Source organism: Rufibacter ruber (assembly GCF_001647275.1).
In the GTDB taxonomy this organism is placed as follows: Bacteria; Bacteroidota; Bacteroidia; order Cytophagales; family Hymenobacteraceae; genus Nibribacter; species Nibribacter ruber_C.
Genome location: NZ_LRMM01000043.1, coordinates 13,719 through 28,973, shown reverse-complemented (window position 1 = coordinate 28,973; position 15,255 = coordinate 13,719). Strand labels below are relative to the sequence as shown.

Here is a 15,255-nt window from a genome sequence, read left to right as displayed (position 1 = left end):
AGCACTATGATTTCAGTTCCATGATTTCCTCAGAGGTCAGGATTTTGTAGATGTCTAACACTATGATCAGACGGTCATCAATTTTTCCAATTCCCTCAATGAAGTTCTCATTGATGTTAATGTCCTGAATGAAGGAAGGGGCTTTGTCAATGCTTGAAACCGGGAGTGACAGAGACTGCGGCACCTCCCGGACAATAAAGCCCATGGTATAATCCTTCGCCTCCATAACAAGAGTATAGGTGTGTTTGCTTTGGGTGCCTGCTGTGGAGCGCTCAATGTTAAAGCGCTCCTCCAGGTCCATAATAGCAATAATATCCCCTCTTATATTAGAAACCCCCTTGATGAAGGAAGGGGTTTTGGGCATGCGGGTGATCTCTGGGGTAATGGTAACCTCCTTTACCTGGTCAATGCGTACCCCGTATTCCTCAGTGCCTAGTTTAAAGACAATGAGATGCACCTTTACCTCAACCGCCGCCTCTTTTTTATCACGAATATTCTGTGACTCCATTAGTCTTGTCCTCTGGATTTACCTGTTTTTTTGGCTACTGCCTTCTTGGCCAAATCTGAGTCTATGTCATCTTCAGGCGCTATAAAAGCACGCTTGCGCGCAGCCGGCACGGCAGAAAGCTTGCGGTTGTTCCGGTTAGGGAAAACAATGTTCCCGTTAATCAGCTTGAAGGCCGAAATACCCACCTGCAGGTCATCTGCAATGTCATTCAGACGCTGGCTGGAAGCGGTCAGTTCCTGCATGGAAGCCGACAATTGCTTGGCAGTTCCTGCTACCTGTTGCGTACCAGAGGCTGTCTGCTCGGCAATGGCCACCACTTCTTCCACGTACTTCACTACATCTCCAATAGACGATTTCTGAACCTCAGTAGATTCTAAGATGTCCTGGGCACTGCGAAGGGTTTCACCACTGGAAGTCGCAATATTCTTAAAGGCGCCAGATGCTTCAAACGTAGCATTCTTTCCTTTCAATACGCGGCCTTCCATGGTCGCAATCGCAGCAGCGGCAGAAGAGGTATCTTTCTTCACATCTTCTACCAGGGTGGCAATCTCACTGGCTGATTTTCTGGAACCTTCTGCCAGCTTACGGATCTCTTCAGCTACCACCGCGAAACCACGTCCTGCCTCACCCGCACGGGCCGCCTCAATGGCCGCATTCAAGGCCAGCAAGTTGGTTTGGGACGCAATGTCGGTGATCACGCCCAAGGACTTGGAAATTTCCTGGCTGCGGGTACTTAATACTTCAATGGTTTTGGCAGTCAGCGCGGCAGAAGAAGAAATCTCCTCCATGTTGCGCACCACCTCGGCCACTGTTTTCAGTCCCAACTGGGAAGTCTCCTCACCCATTACCGCCGAACGGTTTACCACGTCTGCCTTGTTCGCCGTTTCTTTGGTCGCTTTCATGATTTCCTCAATCAGCTTAAAGGCCTGGTCTGTTTTCAAGGCTTGGTTCTGCGCACCCTCTGCCATCTGTTGCATGGCCAGGGCCACATCTACCGTTACGCGGTTCATTTCAAGCCCTTTGGCGGCCATTTCCTCAGAAGAGCTTCCTACAATCAGTGAGCTGTCGTTGATTTCTCCTAAGAGCGCGTTGAGGTTGTCTACCGCCAGGTTCAAGGCGTTTGACATGGCCAAAATATCACCTGCGGTATGAATCTCTACTTTTTGAGTCAAGTCACCTTCAGAGATGGAACGTACTACGCGAGACACTTCCAGAACCGGCGTTACAATTGACTCCAACAGGTCGTTCAAAGTGTCCACCAGTTCTTTCCAGCTTCCGCTCACACCTGGTACAGAGGCACGCTCTGTCAGTTTCCCTTCCACACCCGCCACTCTGGCCACACGGCTAACCTCACCCGCTAAACGGTTCAGGTCTTCCACCATGCTGTTGATGGTATCTGCCAGATCAGCGAGTTCGCCTTTGGCTTGCAGGGTCAGTTTCTGGGTCAAGTCACCCTTAGACACCGCGGTTACTACTTTCACAATTCCCCGTACCTGAGTAGTCAGGTTAGAGGCCATTACGTTTACATTGTCAGTCAGGGCTTTCCAAACACCGGCTACATTCGGCACTTTGGCTTGTCCGCCCAGTCTACCCTCAGTACCCACTTCCAACGCCACCCGGGTTACTTCACCGGCGAAGATGTTCAAACTGTCCACCATCTGGTTCAGGTTGTCCTTCAGCTCGGCTAATTCACCGCGTACATTCACCGTGATCTTCTGGGTCAGGTCGCCTTTCGCCACCGCGGTTGCAACATTGGCAATGTCACGCACCTGCAGGGTCAGGTTGGAGGCCATGGTGTTTACATTATCAGTAAGGGCTTTCCAAACACCGCCCACATTTGGTACGCTTGCCTGGCCACCCAGTTTACCTTCTGTACCCACTTCCAGCGCCACACGGGTCACCTCACCGGCGAAGATGTTCAGCGAGTCCACCATCTGGTTCAGGATGTCTTTCAACTGAAGAATCTCACCCTTCACGTTCACCGTCATCTTCTGGCTCAAATCCCCTTTCGCCACCGCGGTCGCCACATTGGCGATGTCACGTACCTGGCTGGTAAGGTTGGAGGCCATGGAGTTCACGTTGTCAGTGAGCGCCTTCCAGGTTCCTGCCACGTTCGGCACAGATGCCTGACCGCCCAGTTTACCCTCAGTACCCACTTCCAGCGCCACCCGGGTCACCTCACCGGCAAAGATGTTCAGGGAGTCCACCATCTGGTTCAGGATGTTCTTCAATTCTAAGAACTCTCCTTTTACATCAACCGTGATTTTCTGGCTCAGGTCACCACGGGCAACGGCAGTCGCCACGTTGGCGATGTCACGCACCTGCAGCGTCAGGTTGGAGGCCATGGAGTTCACGTTGTCCGTCAACTCTTTCCAGGTACCGCGTACTTTTGGCACAGAAGCCTGTCCGCCCAGTTTACCTTCGGTACCCACTTCCCTTGCTACCCTGGTTACCTCGTCCGCAAAAATATTGAGCGAGTCCACCATCTGGTTCAGGTTATTCTTCAGTTCGGCTAATTCGCCTTTTACATCAACGGTAATCTTCTGGCTCAAATCACCACGGGCAACGGCAGTTGCCACGTTGGCAATATCACGCACTTGCAGCGTCAGGTTGGACGCCATGTAGTTCACGTTCTCAGTCAGGTCTTTCCAAACGCCACCTACATTAGGCACGCTGGCTTGACCACCTAAGATTCCTTCAGTACCCACTTCACGGGCCACTCTGGTTACCTCACCGGCGAAGATGTTGAGCGAGTCCACCATCTGGTTCAGGTTGTCCTTCAATTGAAGGAGCTCGCCTTTCACATCTACCGTAATCTTCTGGCTCAGGTCACCTCTCGCCACCGCGGTCGCCACGTTGGCAATGTCACGCACCTGCAGCGTCAGGTTGGAGGCCATGTAGTTTACGTTCTCGGTGAGGTCTTTCCAAACACCACCTACGTTTGGCACATTGGCCTGGCCGCCCAGTTTACCTTCGGTTCCTACTTCTTTCGCCACGCGGGTCACCTCACCGGCGAAGATGTTCAAGCTGTCCACCATCTGGTTCAGGTTGTCTTTCAGCTCGGCCAGCTCGCCCTTCACGTTCACCGTGATCTTCTGGCTCAGGTCACCTCTCGCCACCGCGGTCGCCACATTCGCGATGTCACGCACCTGCAGCGTCAGGTTGGAGGCCATGGAGTTCACGTTGTCAGTGAGCGCCTTCCAGGTTCCTGCCACGTTCGGCACAGATGCCTGTCCGCCCAGTTTACCCTCGGTACCCACTTCCAGCGCCACCCGGGTCACCTCACCGGCGAAGATGTTCAAGCTGTCCACCATCTGGTTCAGGTTGTCCTTCAGTTCGGCCAGTTCGCCTTTCACCCCTACAGTGATCTTCTGGCTCAAATCTCCGCGAGCCACCGCAGTTGCCACATTGGCTATATCACGTACTTGCAGCGTCAAATTAGACGCCATGTAGTTCACATTTTCTGTCAGGTCTTTCCAAACACCGCCTACGTTTGGCACCGATGCCTGGCCGCCCAGTTTACCTTCGGTACCCACTTCACGGGCCACCCTAGTTACCTCACCGGCGAAGATGTTCAGCGAGTCCACCATCTGGTTCAGGTTGTCTTTCAGCTCGGCCAACTCGCCTTTCACGTTCACCGTGATCTTCTGGCTCAGGTCACCACGGGCAACAGCAGTTGCTACGTTGGCAATGTCACGAACTTGTAGCGTCAGGTTGGAGGCCATGTAGTTCACATTGTCAGTTAGGGCCTTCCAAACACCTGCCACGTTTGGCACAGATGCCTGTCCGCCCAGTTTACCCTCGGTACCCACTTCCAGTGCCACACGGGTCACCTCACCGGCAAAGATGTTAAGGCTGTCCACCATCTGGTTCAGGTTGTCCTTCAGCTGAAGAAGCTCGCCATTTACATTTACCGTGATCTTCTGGCTCAGGTCACCTCTCGCCACCGCAGTCGCAACATTGGCGATGTCACGAACTTGCAGGGTCAGGTTGGAGGCCATGGAGTTCACGTTGTCGGTCAGCTCTTTCCAGATACCGGCTACCTTTGGCACGTTGGCTTGCCCACCCAAGATACCTTCGGTACCCACCTCACGGCTTACCCGGGTCACCTCATCCGCGAAGATGTTAAGGCTGTCCACCATCTGGTTCAGGTTGTCTTTTAGCTCGGCCAGCTCACCTTTCACATTTACTGTGATCTTCTGGGTCAAGTCCCCTTTCGCCACCGCGGTGGCCACGTTGGCAATGTCACGGAGCTGCGAGGTTAAGTTGCTGGCCATGGTGTTCACGTTGTCGGTGAGGTCTTTCCATACCCCGCCCACGTTCGGCACCTTCGCCTGGCCTCCCAGTTTACCCTCAGTACCCACTTCACGGGCCACCCGGGTTACTTCATCCCCGAAGATGTTCAAAGAGTCCACCATCTGGTTGATGTTCTCCTTCAGCTGAAGCATTTCCCCTTTCAGGTCTACTGTTACCTTCTGGTCCAGATTACCCTGGGCCACGGCCGTGGTTACTTTGGCAATATCCCTTACCTGAGAGGTAAGGTTAGAGGCCATGGCGTTCACATTATCGGTCAGCTCTTTCCAGATACCGGCCACGTTTGGTACAGACGCCTGTCCGCCCAGTTTACCTTCGGTACCCACTTCCAGCGCCACCCGGGTTACCTCACCGGCAAACAGGTTCAGGTTGTCAATGGTACGGTTGATGGTTTCGGCCATGACCTTGAAGTCACCGGACACGGGAATCTGGAACGTCTCATCCAGATTACCCCGGGAGATGTTCTTCAATACCTTGCCCACCTCTAATACCGGAACGGCAATGGAGTCAACCAGGCCGTTGATATTGTTGATCATGTCTTTCCAGAAACCGGAGGCGTTCTCTGCTGAGGCACGGGCTTTCAGGTTCCCCTCCACCCCGGCTACTTTAGAGATACGGGACACCTCGCCGCCTACCCCGCCAATCATCTCCACCATGGAGTTGTAGGCTTCGGCAATCTCAGAGAAGATGTCGTTGTTCTGCTTGGTCAGACGAACCGAAACGTCTCCCTTCTTAAAAGCGTCCAGCGCGTAGAGCACGCGGTTCAACTGCTCGTTAATATAGTCAGAGTCCTGGTTCTCTGTTGACAGCCTGGGCGAATCACTTTTCCTGGCCTGGTTCTTTGCCTGGTCATGAGACATGCGGGCGATTGAATTTGTGGCCATTGGCACACCCTTTTCCATTTCTTTTCCTTTTCCTTCTGCACGGGTTTCCTTGCCAGCAGAGGCTTTGGTGGCAGAGACTTTTACATCTGCCAACGGCACCTCTACTACAAGGGTCTCATCTTCTTTGGGCTGTTCTGCAGGAGGGGTCTCTGCAGGAGTGGAAGGGGCGCCTTCCTGCGGGTCTCCAGCAGGAGCTCCAGCCTCTGCCTTCCCAATGAGTTTATCCTTGTTGAGTTTTAGATTCTTACCTAAAGCCATCTTATCTATGATTGAGGAGCGTTATGTATCTGCTGCGGCAAAAGATGCCAATTTAATTTTTATGCGGTGGCGCTGCAAATCTGCCCACCACGCAATTTACTAATATTATAAGACTTCTGAAAGTTTCCCTTGCTAAGAAATTGATACAAATTCTTTGGCCAACCCCAGGTAATCTTTGGCCCCATAAGAAGATGCGTCATAATCCAGCACACTTTGCCCAAAGGAAGGCGCCTCTGCCAGTTTGACGTTCAGCCTGATGCGCTGGTGGAAGATGTATTCATCAATGTTCTCCTTCAGGTAATCTTCAATCTCAGAGCTCAACTTGCGGCGCTTGTCAAACATGACCACCACTATGCCCTTCACCCGCAGGTTAGGGTTCAGCGTTTCCCTGATCTGCGCCACCGTGTTCAGGATTTGCCCCAACCCCTGCAGGGTAAGCACTTCCATCTGCAAAGGAATGACCACCTCAGTAGAGGCCACCAGCGCGTTCAAGGTCAACAGGGACAGGGAAGGCGGGCAGTCAATCAGGATGTAGTCAAAGCCTTCCACCTCCCGCAGCATGTGCTGCAGGAACAGCTCCCGCTCCTTCTGGCTTACCAGTGAAATCTCTATATCAACCAGTTCATTGGAGCCCGGGGCCACCCAGAGACCGTTTCTCTCCTGCAGGCAGTCAGTGAGTTTCTGCTGCCCGGAAAAGACCTCGGCCAGCGTACAGGCGGGCTCCGTGATACCTAAGGAATAAGAGAGGTTGGCTTGGGGGTCAAGATCGATCAACAAAACGCGTTTTCCCAGTCTCTGGAGGGCACTTCCCAGGTTAATGGTAGTGGTGGTTTTACCCGTACCCCCTTTTTGGTTGATGACCGATACGATGGTTGCTGGCATAGGTTGCAGAAAATCTAAAATAAATTTTTCACCGCTGAAACTGCGCTAAACTACAAAAGAAAACGCCAATCCATTTCTGTTTTTGCCTGTTTTCAAGATAACAGGCCAAAAAACAGAAAGGCTACGCGGTGTAGAGAGCCTGCAGTTTACAGGTGCCCGCCCGCAAATGCTCCCACGTCATGCCGGTGAAATGCAGGTGGGCCACGGTGGCCGGTAGAAAGTTTACAGGCTCTTGCCCTTCATGCTGGAGCATGGCGGCCAGAAAAGAGATCACCGGATTGTGCCCCACTAGCAGCAGAGTGTCTACCTCATCAGAAACATCTGAGACAAGACGCAGATCTCAGTCTCAGAGCCATGGTAGATCACCTGCTCCAGCTGCAAAGGCAGGTTGCGCCCCACCTCGGCCATGAGGTTCTCAACGGTGGCGCGGGTGCGTACGGCGGGGCTGCACAGAACCAGCTCTGGCACCAGCCCCAGGCTCTTCAGCTTGATGCCCATCTCGCCGGCCTGGCGCTCCCCAAAAAGAGTCAGTTCCCGGTCAGCATCCTGCTGCCCCGTTTCTTTTTCGGCCGCCGTGGCGTGCCGCATCAATAAAAGATTCTTCATTCTACTAGATGGCTAAAAAACCTTTTTACAGAGTCTTGGTATATATTTAAGTACCTACTGAGAAACCGTCTCCTTCACTACCGGTTTGCATTGTCTCAGAAAATTACTTCATCTTTGAAAAATTTTTGGGCACTGCCCGCCTCTTTTCCTGTATGATAAAAAACTTAGTTATTGTGGAGTCGCCGGCCAAGGCCAAGACCATTGAAGGCTATCTAGGCAAGGATTTTATTGTAAAATCCAGCTTCGGACACGTGCGCGACCTCCCCAAAGATAACAACGCAATTGATATTCAAAACGGATTCAAGCCAACTTATGTCATAAACTCTGACAAAAAAGAGGTCATCTCCCAACTTAAGAAACTGGCCAAAGAGGCAGAGGTGGTCTGGCTCGCCTCTGATGAGGACCGCGAGGGGGAGGCCATTTCCTGGCATCTGGCCGAGGCCCTGAACCTGAACGAGGCCAAAACCCGCCGCATTGTGTTCAGGGAGATCACCAAGAATGCCATTTTAAACGCCATTGAGAACCCGCGCACCATTGATGTGAACCTGGTGAACGCCCAGCAGGCACGGCGCGTGCTGGACCGTCTGGTGGGGTTTGAGCTGTCACCGGTGCTCTGGAAGAAAATCAAAACCGGCCTTTCCGCCGGCCGTGTACAGTCAGTGGCGGTACGCCTGGTGGTAGAGCGGGAGCGGGAAATTGAGCGCCACAAAGCGGAGTCGGCCTTTAAGGTGGTGGCGCAGTTTGACGCCGGTGGCAAGAGACTGGAGGCAGAGTTGAACACCCGCTTCAAAACCCGTGAAGAGGCAGAGGATTTCCTCAGGCGCTGCATTGGCGCGGCCTTCACCATTGAGAGCCTGGAGAAAAAACCAACCAAGCGCACCCCTGCCCCGCCCTTCACCACCTCCACCCTGCAGCAGGAGGCCAGCCGCAAACTTTACTTCTCTGTTGCCCAGACCATGACCGTGGCGCAGCGCCTGTATGAGGCCGGTAAGATCTCCTACATGCGTACAGACTCGGTGAACCTGTCTCAGGATGCCATGACGGCGGCTGCCGCCGAAATTGCCCGCAGTTTTGGGGACAACTACGTGAAGACCCGCCAGTACAAGACCAAATCAAAGCAGGCGCAGGAGGCCCACGAATCTATCAGGCCCACTGACTTTGCCGCCACCCTCGTGAGTGATGACCGCAATGAGCAGCGCCTCTATGACCTGATCAGGAAACGCGCCATTGCCTCGCAGATGGCAGACGCCGAGATAGAGAAAACCACCGCCACCATCAGCATTAGCGGCCAGCCAGAGAGACTCATCGCCACCGGCGAAGTGGTGCGCTTTGAAGGTTTCCTGAAAGTGTACTCAGAGTCAACAGATGACGAGGAACTGGCCGATGATGATGTGAAAGGCATGTTGCCTCCGCTCTCAGAAGGCCAGGCGCTGCAACTGCAGCGCCTGCAGGCCACCCAGCGCTTCAGCCGCCCAGCCCCGCGCTACACAGAGGCGAGCCTGGTGAAAAAACTGGAGGAAATGGGCATTGGGCGCCCGTCTACGTACGCGCCTACCATCTCTACCATTCAAAAACGCGGCTACGTGGAAAAAGACAATAGAGAAGGGAAAGAGCGGCCTTACCAGGTACTTACTCTGGAGAAAGACCAGATCACGGCGCAGCAGAAAACAGAGATGGCCGGGGCCGAAAAAGCCAAGCTGTTCCCCACTGACATTGCCATGGTGGTCACTGATTTTCTGGTCTCCCATTTTGAAAGTGTGATTGACTATTCCTTCACCGCCAGGGTAGAAGAAGAATTTGATGAGATAGCCAGCGGTAAGAAGCAGTGGGACAAGATGATTGACACCTTCTACTCAAGTTTTCATAAAACCATTGAAAGCAGTGCCAACGTTGAAAGGTCTACCGTTAGCGGGGCCCGCGAACTAGGCGTTGACCCGGTCTCTGGCATGAAAGTGATTGCCAAGCTGGGGCGCTTTGGGCCGTATGTGCAGCTAGGGGAAGAGGTAGAGGGCACAGATGCCAAACCGGCCTATGCCAGCCTGCGCAAGGGACAGTTCCTGGAGTCTATCACCTTAGAGCAAGCCTTGGAATTATTCAAGTTGCCGCGCGTGGTAGGTGAGTACGAAGGCAAGGACATGAAAGCCGCCATTGGCCGGTTTGGCCCCTACATTCAGCACAACAGCAAGTTCTACTCGCTGCCCAAAGACCTGGACCCGCTGCTGGTGACAGAGCAGGAAGCCGTAGCCCTTATTGAGGCCAAACGCAAGGCAGATGCCGAGAAGCTGATCAAATCATTCCCGGAGAACCCGGACGTGCAAGTGCTGAATGGTCGTTTTGGGCCTTACATTGTGGTGGGCAAGAAGAACGTGAAAATCCCCAAGGGGCAAGAGCCGGCAGAACTGACGCTGGAGCAGTGTCTGGACTTGGCAGAGAAGACGCCAGACAAACCTGCGCGGGGAGGTTTCAAGAAGAAAGCGGCCACGGCAGACACCCCAGCCGCCGCCAAGAAAGGCCCGGCCAAAAAAGCAGCCGCCAAAAAAGGAACCACCACCAAGCCTGCCACTAAAAAGAAGTCAAGCTAAAGGCTAAAGGCGGCGCATTAATCTTTGTTCACTCCGTTTTTGGCCTGTTTTTCTAAAAACAGCAAAAAAGGAGTTTCTGTTTCCAGACTTCTGAATCTTTTAGAAAGGGAATAAGTAAACGGGAATGTGGTAACCCCTACTAAACCCAAGACACCCTTACCTCTTCATTTACTTAGTGTTATGCGGCAGAAAGTTGTAGTACTCACCGGGGCAGGAATCAGTGCTGAAAGCGGTTTGGCCACTTTCAGAGATGCCAACGGTCTCTGGGAAGGCCATGATGTCATGGCTGTAGCCTCGCCGGAAGGGTGGCGCAGGAATCCTGAACTGGTACTGGAGTTTTACAACCAGCGGCGCAAGAGCGCGCAGGGGGTGGAGCCAAATGCAGGACACAGGGCGCTGGTGGACCTGGAGCAGAATTATGACGTGCGTATCATCACCCAAAATGTAGATGACCTGCATGAACGCGCGGGTTCCTCCCACATTCTGCACCTGCACGGCAAGCTCTTTGAAAGCCGGAGCACCTATGATGAATCTTTGGTTTACCCCATGACGGGTTGGGAACTGAACCTGGGGGACTTATGCGAGAAAGGATATCAGCTGCGACCCAATATTGTCTGGTTCGGCGAAGCCGTGCCCATGATGGAACAGGCCATTGAAGAAGCCTTAACGGCAGATTATTTTCTGGTCATTGGCACCAGCCTGCAAGTGTACCCGGCTGCCGGGCTCTTGTCTTACGCCCCGCATGACACCCCTGTTTACCTGGTTGACCCGCACACCCCTGCTCTGAGCCACCGCCGTAATGTGACTATAATCCAGGAGAAGGCAACGGTGGGCGTGCCGCAACTGGTCAAAGCGCTGCTGGAAAAATAACCGTTTCTCCCCCTCCGTTTCAGCAGTTCCTGTTTTCGGGCTGTTTTCAGAAAAACAGCGAAAACAGGATGTTTAGGTTGGCAGCTCCCAGCTCTGCTCCGGGTTGTACCACAGCTCCTCGCCTCTTACCTGCAGCGGTGACGCCAGGTTGTTGTGGTATAACTGCCCGGTACCCAAGCCCTGCGGAAGCGGGTTGTGGAACTCGGCGGCAAACTGGGCAATGGCGTTCAGGCCAATGTTAGACTCAAGTGCTGAGGTGAGCCACCAGGCTATACCCAATGACTCGGCCACCTGAATCCAGCTCCGGGAAGAGGAAAGCCCGCCGGTTAAAGTTGGCTTTAAAATCACATAGGCTGGACGAATGAAATCCAGCAACTTCCATTTCTGCTCGGTTCCCTGTACGCCTATTAACTCCTCATCAAGGGCTATAGGGATGGGCGACACACCACACAGGAGCTGCATGGCCTCAAGTTGCCCCTGCCTGATGGGCTGCTCAATAGAATGAATGTCAAACAAAGCCAGCTCCCTGAGTTTCTCCTCCGCTTCCTGCACCGCAAACGCGCCGTTGGCATCTAGCCGCAGCTCCAGTTGGTCGGCACCCGCCACTTTCCTGATTTCCCTGAGGATCTTGATTTCCTGCACAAAGTCAAGCCCGCCAATTTTCAATTTGAGGCACGTAAAACCCTGCTCCAGCTTCTTCTCAATCTGCTCCCGCATAAAGGCAGCCTCTCCCATCCAGACCAGGCCGTTCATCTTAATCCCGCTTTCCCCTCTGGTGAAGCTTGACTTGTAGAGCACTTTGTTGCCCCCCCTCAGAAAATCAACCCAGGCGGTTTCCCAGGCGAATAAAATAGAGGGGAAGTCCTGCAGCTTCAGCCAAAAGTATTCGCCTTCCTCCTCTTGCCCCCGCTTGAGCTCCAGGGAGTTGTACTCCCGGCACAGTTCCTGCAGCACCTGATAGAAGTCTGGGCGGTAATCAAGGCTCAGCCCGGGCAGCGGCGAGCACTCCCCCCACCCCTGCACCTGCGGGTTGTCTGTATGGTGAATGCGAATATAGTGGGCATGGTGCTCCCGCATGGCCCCTCTGGAGGTGCGGGCATCAAACTTGAACAGGAGTTTCCTGAAAAACGGAGTGACAACTATGGGCATGGCACGAGTAAGAGAAAGTAAAATTATAACCTTTTTACGGGATCTAAGTTTAGGAAGGAACAATCCGTAGAAACCACATGCAGCACGCCCTGAATACCCAGCCGGAGCTGTACCTGGCCCGTTACCGGGCGGTACGGCGGCAAACCGAAAAACTCTGCGCGCCCCTCACCCCAGAAGACACCGTGATGCAGCCCATGGTAGACGTGAGCCCGCCAAAGTGGCACCTGGGGCACACAACCTGGTTTTTTGAGACGTTTATCCTGCAGCCCCACGTTAGCGGCTACAAGCACTTCCACCCGCAGTACGCATTTCTGTTTAACTCGTACTACAACAGCATGGGCAGCCGCATTGCGCGCTCAGACCGGGGCACCCTTTCCAGACCTCCGCTGCAAGACATTTACGCATACCGCCAACATGTGGACCAGTACATGGAAAAAGTCCTGGCAGACACCCTGCTTCTGGAGAAGCCGGAACTAGCCGCCGTGCTGGAACTGGGCCTGCAGCATGAGCAACAGCACCAGGAGCTGCTGGTGACAGACATCAAGTACATTCTGAGCTGCAACCCGCTGCTGCCCGCTTACCTGCCCAGTCCGGCAACGGCTGTTTTGGGCCTGTTTTCTGAAAAACAGCCCAAAACAGATGGCTCCCCGTGCCAGAAGGCCTTTACACCGTTGGGCACCGGGGCCAGGGCTTCTGCTTTGACAATGAGCTACAGGCGCATCAGGTGTTTATACCTGCCTTTGAGGCCCAGGCTGCCCCGGTGACCAACGGTGAATACCTGCGTTTCATGCAAGACGGCGGCTACGCTGATTTCAGGCACTGGCTGGAAGAGGGCTGGCAACTGGTGCAGGCCCAGCAGTGGCAGGCGCCCCTCTATTGGCTGCAGCAGGAGGATCAATGGTTCCAGTTTACCCTGCACGGGCTGCAGCCGCTTGACCTGGCAGCACCGGTCACCCATGTCTGCTTCTATGAGGCCCTGGCCTATGCCAACTGGTCAGGGCACCGGCTGTTGACTGAGTTTGAATGGGAGGCACTGTCGCAGAAATACCCTAACCCCTTGGCAACCGGCAACTTTGTGGAGAGTGAGCGGTACCAGCCGGTGCCAGCCGTGTTTCCCGCAGAACAACCCTATGCCGCCCAGTTGCTGGGCAACACCTGGGAATGGACTTACAGCAGCTACCTGCCCTACCCTCACTTTGAAACCGCCCCCGGTGCTATTGGCGAGTACAACGGTAAGTTCATGATCAACCAGATGGTGCTCAGAGGCGGCTCCTGCGCTACGCCGCAAAACCATATCAGGCCCACGTATCGTAACTTCTTTCATGCAGACAAACGCTGGCAGTTCACCGGCATCAGGCTGGCCAAAAGATAAACCTACATTTAAATATGACCCCAAAGGCTACCACCTCTTTACAGCAGTTCATCAACCTGTTGCCAACCAATGACCAAAAAGACAGCGGGCTGGCCCAGGATGTTGCCCAGGGGTTAAGCCAGTTCCCCAAAAAACTCTCCTCAAAGTTCTTCTATGATGCCAGGGGCAGCCAGCTGTTCCAGCAAATCATGGAGCTGCCAGAGTACTACCTCACTGAACTGGAGCACGAGATTCTGGACAAACAGCGCAAAGAGATCCTCTTCGCCTTTGGCACCCAGGAGCCGTTCCAGCTGGTGGACCTTGGTGCCGGAGATGCGCTTAAAACCAAACTTTTGATCAAGGAACTGGTCTCCCAGCAAACTGATTTCAATTTTGTGCCGCTGGATATTTCGCCCCGGCAGGTTGAACACTTGCTGGAAGAACTGCAGGCAACCTATCCTACTTTGAAAGTCACCGGCCTGGCCGCCGAGTATGTGCAGGGCCTGCAATGGCTTAACGAGCAGAGTCCGGCCCGCAAACTGGTGTTGTTCCTGGGCTCCAACATCGGGAATTTTGCCCCCGGAGAAGCCCAGCAGTTTCTCTGCGAACTGCGCCGAAAACTTTCCCCCCAGGACCGCGTGCTTGTAGGGGTTGATTTGCGAAAGGACCCGGAGAAGATTAGGCGGGCCTATGATGATGCCGCCGGTGTCACCTCTGCCTTCAACCTGAACCTGCTGCACCGCATTAACCAGGAGCTTTCGGCAGATTTTGCCCTGGAGCAGTTCCAGCACTTTGCTGAGTATGACCCCGTGGAGGGCACTATGCGCAGCTTTCTCATCAGCAAGCAGCCGCAGGAGGTACACGTGCAAGCCCTTCAGCAAACCTTCTCCTTTGAGGCCTGGGAAGCCATTCACACTGAAAACTCCTACAAATACTCCCTCAGGCAGATCCACGAGATGGCCGCCGCCTGCCAGTATGAAGTAGAAGACTATTTCACAGACACCACCCACGGCTTCGCCGATATCCTGCTCAAACCCTTACCGTAAGGGTTGTTTTATCACTATTTAAGGGAAAAGCTAAGAAAGGGATATTCTAAAGCAGAATCAGGAGTGGTCTATTCCTTTTATATAAAGAAGATGTTTAGAGTTTTTGAAACTGGCAGCCAAAAGCTGCCGGGTACGGTTTTTCACTAGCCATTGGTTTCTGTTTTCAGGCTGTTTTCTGAAAAACAGCCCGAAAACAGAAACTTGAATCATTGCCAAACCATTTCTATCAAAACACTAAACAGCTTTACTATATGTAAGGCACGTCAGTAGCTTCCGCACTATTGCATCAGTTCTATGCAAAAGTAAGGTAAGGCTTTGCTTCATGGCTGTTCCAAACTGCCGCCAAGGAGGTATGCCCAAGTTTCAGGCGTGACAGATCACCAACAACAGCAAGACCAGTAAAAAGGCACTAGCTGCAAGCTCGCGCCAGCGGGAGTCCAAGAATTGAAGCACGAATTGATCACCACGGCGCATTGTCGCTGCCCGGCAGCGAGGGTAGTCAGAGACTACCCGTCATCATCAGGCACGAGTCTGGAGACTCGCGCCAGCGGGACCTGCTACAATAGCAGCAGCCACTAACAGTCTGCCTCAGACATTCCACCACGCATGCCCCCGACTGATGTGCGCAGCACGGGCTCGCCACAGGCTAGCGGATCAGCAACGGTTACCTGCAGAGGCAGACATGACTGCACAAGCTGTTCAGGGAAGGAACAGAGACCAGTCGTGGGGATGAGCGCCTCTGTTACTACGGTGCCGAAGGCAACGCCAAAGGCGTAGTTTTAACAGCAGTGCGAGCCGCCAGGAC

General features: G+C 53.7%; 11 protein-coding genes. 5 read left to right on the top strand and 6 right to left on the bottom strand.

Annotation, left to right across the window (positions count from 1 at the left end; all coding sequences use genetic code 11):
• Window positions 1-4 precede the first annotated feature (4 nt).
• From A8O25_RS15080 to A8O25_RS15065, 5 genes are all read right to left on the bottom strand, one after another.
• On the bottom strand, window positions 5-508 hold the full coding sequence (locus A8O25_RS15080) for a chemotaxis protein CheW (protein ID WP_066836340.1): 504 nt from the start codon (window positions 506-508) through the stop codon (window positions 5-7).
• A complete protein-coding gene (locus tag A8O25_RS15075; protein ID WP_193788623.1) occupies window positions 508-5,964 on the bottom strand; it encodes a HAMP domain-containing protein in 5,457 nt (1,818 codons plus the stop codon). Before A8O25_RS15075 ends, A8O25_RS15080 begins: the two co-directional genes overlap by 1 nt.
• A gap of 132 nt (window positions 5,965-6,096) precedes the next feature.
• Window positions 6,097-6,846 carry a ParA family protein gene (locus tag A8O25_RS15070; RefSeq protein WP_066836337.1) on the bottom strand — a complete coding sequence of 250 codons (750 nt, stop codon included), beginning with the start codon at window positions 6,844-6,846 and terminating at the stop codon, window positions 6,097-6,099.
• Window positions 6,847-6,967: 121 nt separating this feature from the next.
• Window positions 6,968-7,135, bottom strand: a complete 168-nt coding sequence (locus tag A8O25_RS23270) for a hypothetical protein (RefSeq protein ID WP_161947759.1) — start codon at window positions 7,133-7,135, stop codon at window positions 6,968-6,970.
• A gap of 14 nt (window positions 7,136-7,149) precedes the next feature.
• A complete protein-coding gene (locus tag A8O25_RS15065) occupies window positions 7,150-7,452 on the bottom strand; it encodes a SixA phosphatase family protein (RefSeq protein ID WP_082893673.1) in 303 nt (100 codons plus the stop codon).
• Between the two features lie 152 nt (window positions 7,453-7,604).
• Here A8O25_RS15065 and topA point away from each other — a divergent pair, with 152 nt between their 5' ends.
• Both topA and A8O25_RS15055 read left to right on the top strand, forming a co-directional pair.
• The gene (gene topA / locus A8O25_RS15060) at window positions 7,605-10,034 is read left to right on the top strand and encodes a type I DNA topoisomerase (protein WP_066836335.1); all 2,430 of its coding nucleotides are present in this window, start codon (window positions 7,605-7,607) and stop codon (window positions 10,032-10,034) included.
• Between the two features lie 180 nt (window positions 10,035-10,214).
• A complete protein-coding gene (locus tag A8O25_RS15055) occupies window positions 10,215-10,904 on the top strand; it encodes an SIR2 family NAD-dependent protein deacylase (RefSeq protein ID WP_066836334.1) in 690 nt (229 codons plus the stop codon).
• A 72-nt stretch (window positions 10,905-10,976) separates the two neighbouring features.
• On the opposite strand, the gene A8O25_RS15050 is transcribed toward A8O25_RS15055, so the two are convergent.
• On the bottom strand, window positions 10,977-12,053 hold the full coding sequence (locus A8O25_RS15050) for an o-succinylbenzoate synthase (protein WP_066836333.1): 1,077 nt from the start codon (window positions 12,051-12,053) through the stop codon (window positions 10,977-10,979).
• 77 nt (window positions 12,054-12,130) lie between these two features.
• Between A8O25_RS15050 and A8O25_RS23875 the strand changes: the two genes are divergently transcribed.
• From A8O25_RS23875 to egtD, 3 genes are read left to right on the top strand one after another with little or no spacing between them, the layout of a single operon-like run.
• Window positions 12,131-12,817 (top strand): DinB family protein, encoded by a 687-nt coding sequence (locus tag A8O25_RS23875; protein WP_241499047.1) that lies wholly within the window; start codon window positions 12,131-12,133, stop codon window positions 12,815-12,817.
• A complete protein-coding gene (locus tag A8O25_RS23870; RefSeq protein WP_241499046.1) occupies window positions 12,703-13,425 on the top strand; it encodes an SUMF1/EgtB/PvdO family nonheme iron enzyme in 723 nt (240 codons plus the stop codon). Before A8O25_RS23875 ends, A8O25_RS23870 begins: the two co-directional genes overlap by 115 nt.
• Window positions 13,426-13,439: 14 nt before the next feature.
• Window positions 13,440-14,450: an L-histidine N(alpha)-methyltransferase gene (egtD, locus tag A8O25_RS15040; protein WP_082893672.1), complete on the top strand. Its 1,011-nt coding sequence runs from the start codon at window positions 13,440-13,442 to the stop codon at window positions 14,448-14,450.
• Window positions 14,451-15,255: the final 805 nt, after the last annotated feature.

Bases quoted from the DNA above. Each gene is read 5' to 3' on its own strand.
- A8O25_RS15080 (WP_066836340.1), bottom strand. From the start codon at position 508: ATGGAGTCACAGAATATTCGTGATAAAAAAGAGGCGGCGGTTGAGGTA.
- A8O25_RS15075 (WP_193788623.1), bottom strand. From the start codon at position 5,964: ATGGCTTTAGGTAAGAATCTAAAACTCAACAAGGATAAACTCATTGGG.
- A8O25_RS15070 (WP_066836337.1), bottom strand. From the start codon at position 6,846: ATGCCAGCAACCATCGTATCGGTCATCAACCAAAAAGGGGGTACGGGT.
- A8O25_RS15065 (WP_082893673.1), bottom strand. From the start codon at position 7,452: ATGAAGAATCTTTTATTGATGCGGCACGCCACGGCGGCCGAAAAAGAA.
- topA (WP_066836335.1), top strand. From the start codon at position 7,605: ATGATAAAAAACTTAGTTATTGTGGAGTCGCCGGCCAAGGCCAAGACC.
- A8O25_RS15055 (WP_066836334.1), top strand. From the start codon at position 10,215: ATGCGGCAGAAAGTTGTAGTACTCACCGGGGCAGGAATCAGTGCTGAA.
- A8O25_RS15050 (WP_066836333.1), bottom strand. From the start codon at position 12,053: ATGCCCATAGTTGTCACTCCGTTTTTCAGGAAACTCCTGTTCAAGTTT.
- A8O25_RS23875 (WP_241499047.1), top strand. From the start codon at position 12,131: ATGCAGCACGCCCTGAATACCCAGCCGGAGCTGTACCTGGCCCGTTAC.
- egtD (WP_082893672.1), top strand. From the start codon at position 13,440: ATGACCCCAAAGGCTACCACCTCTTTACAGCAGTTCATCAACCTGTTG.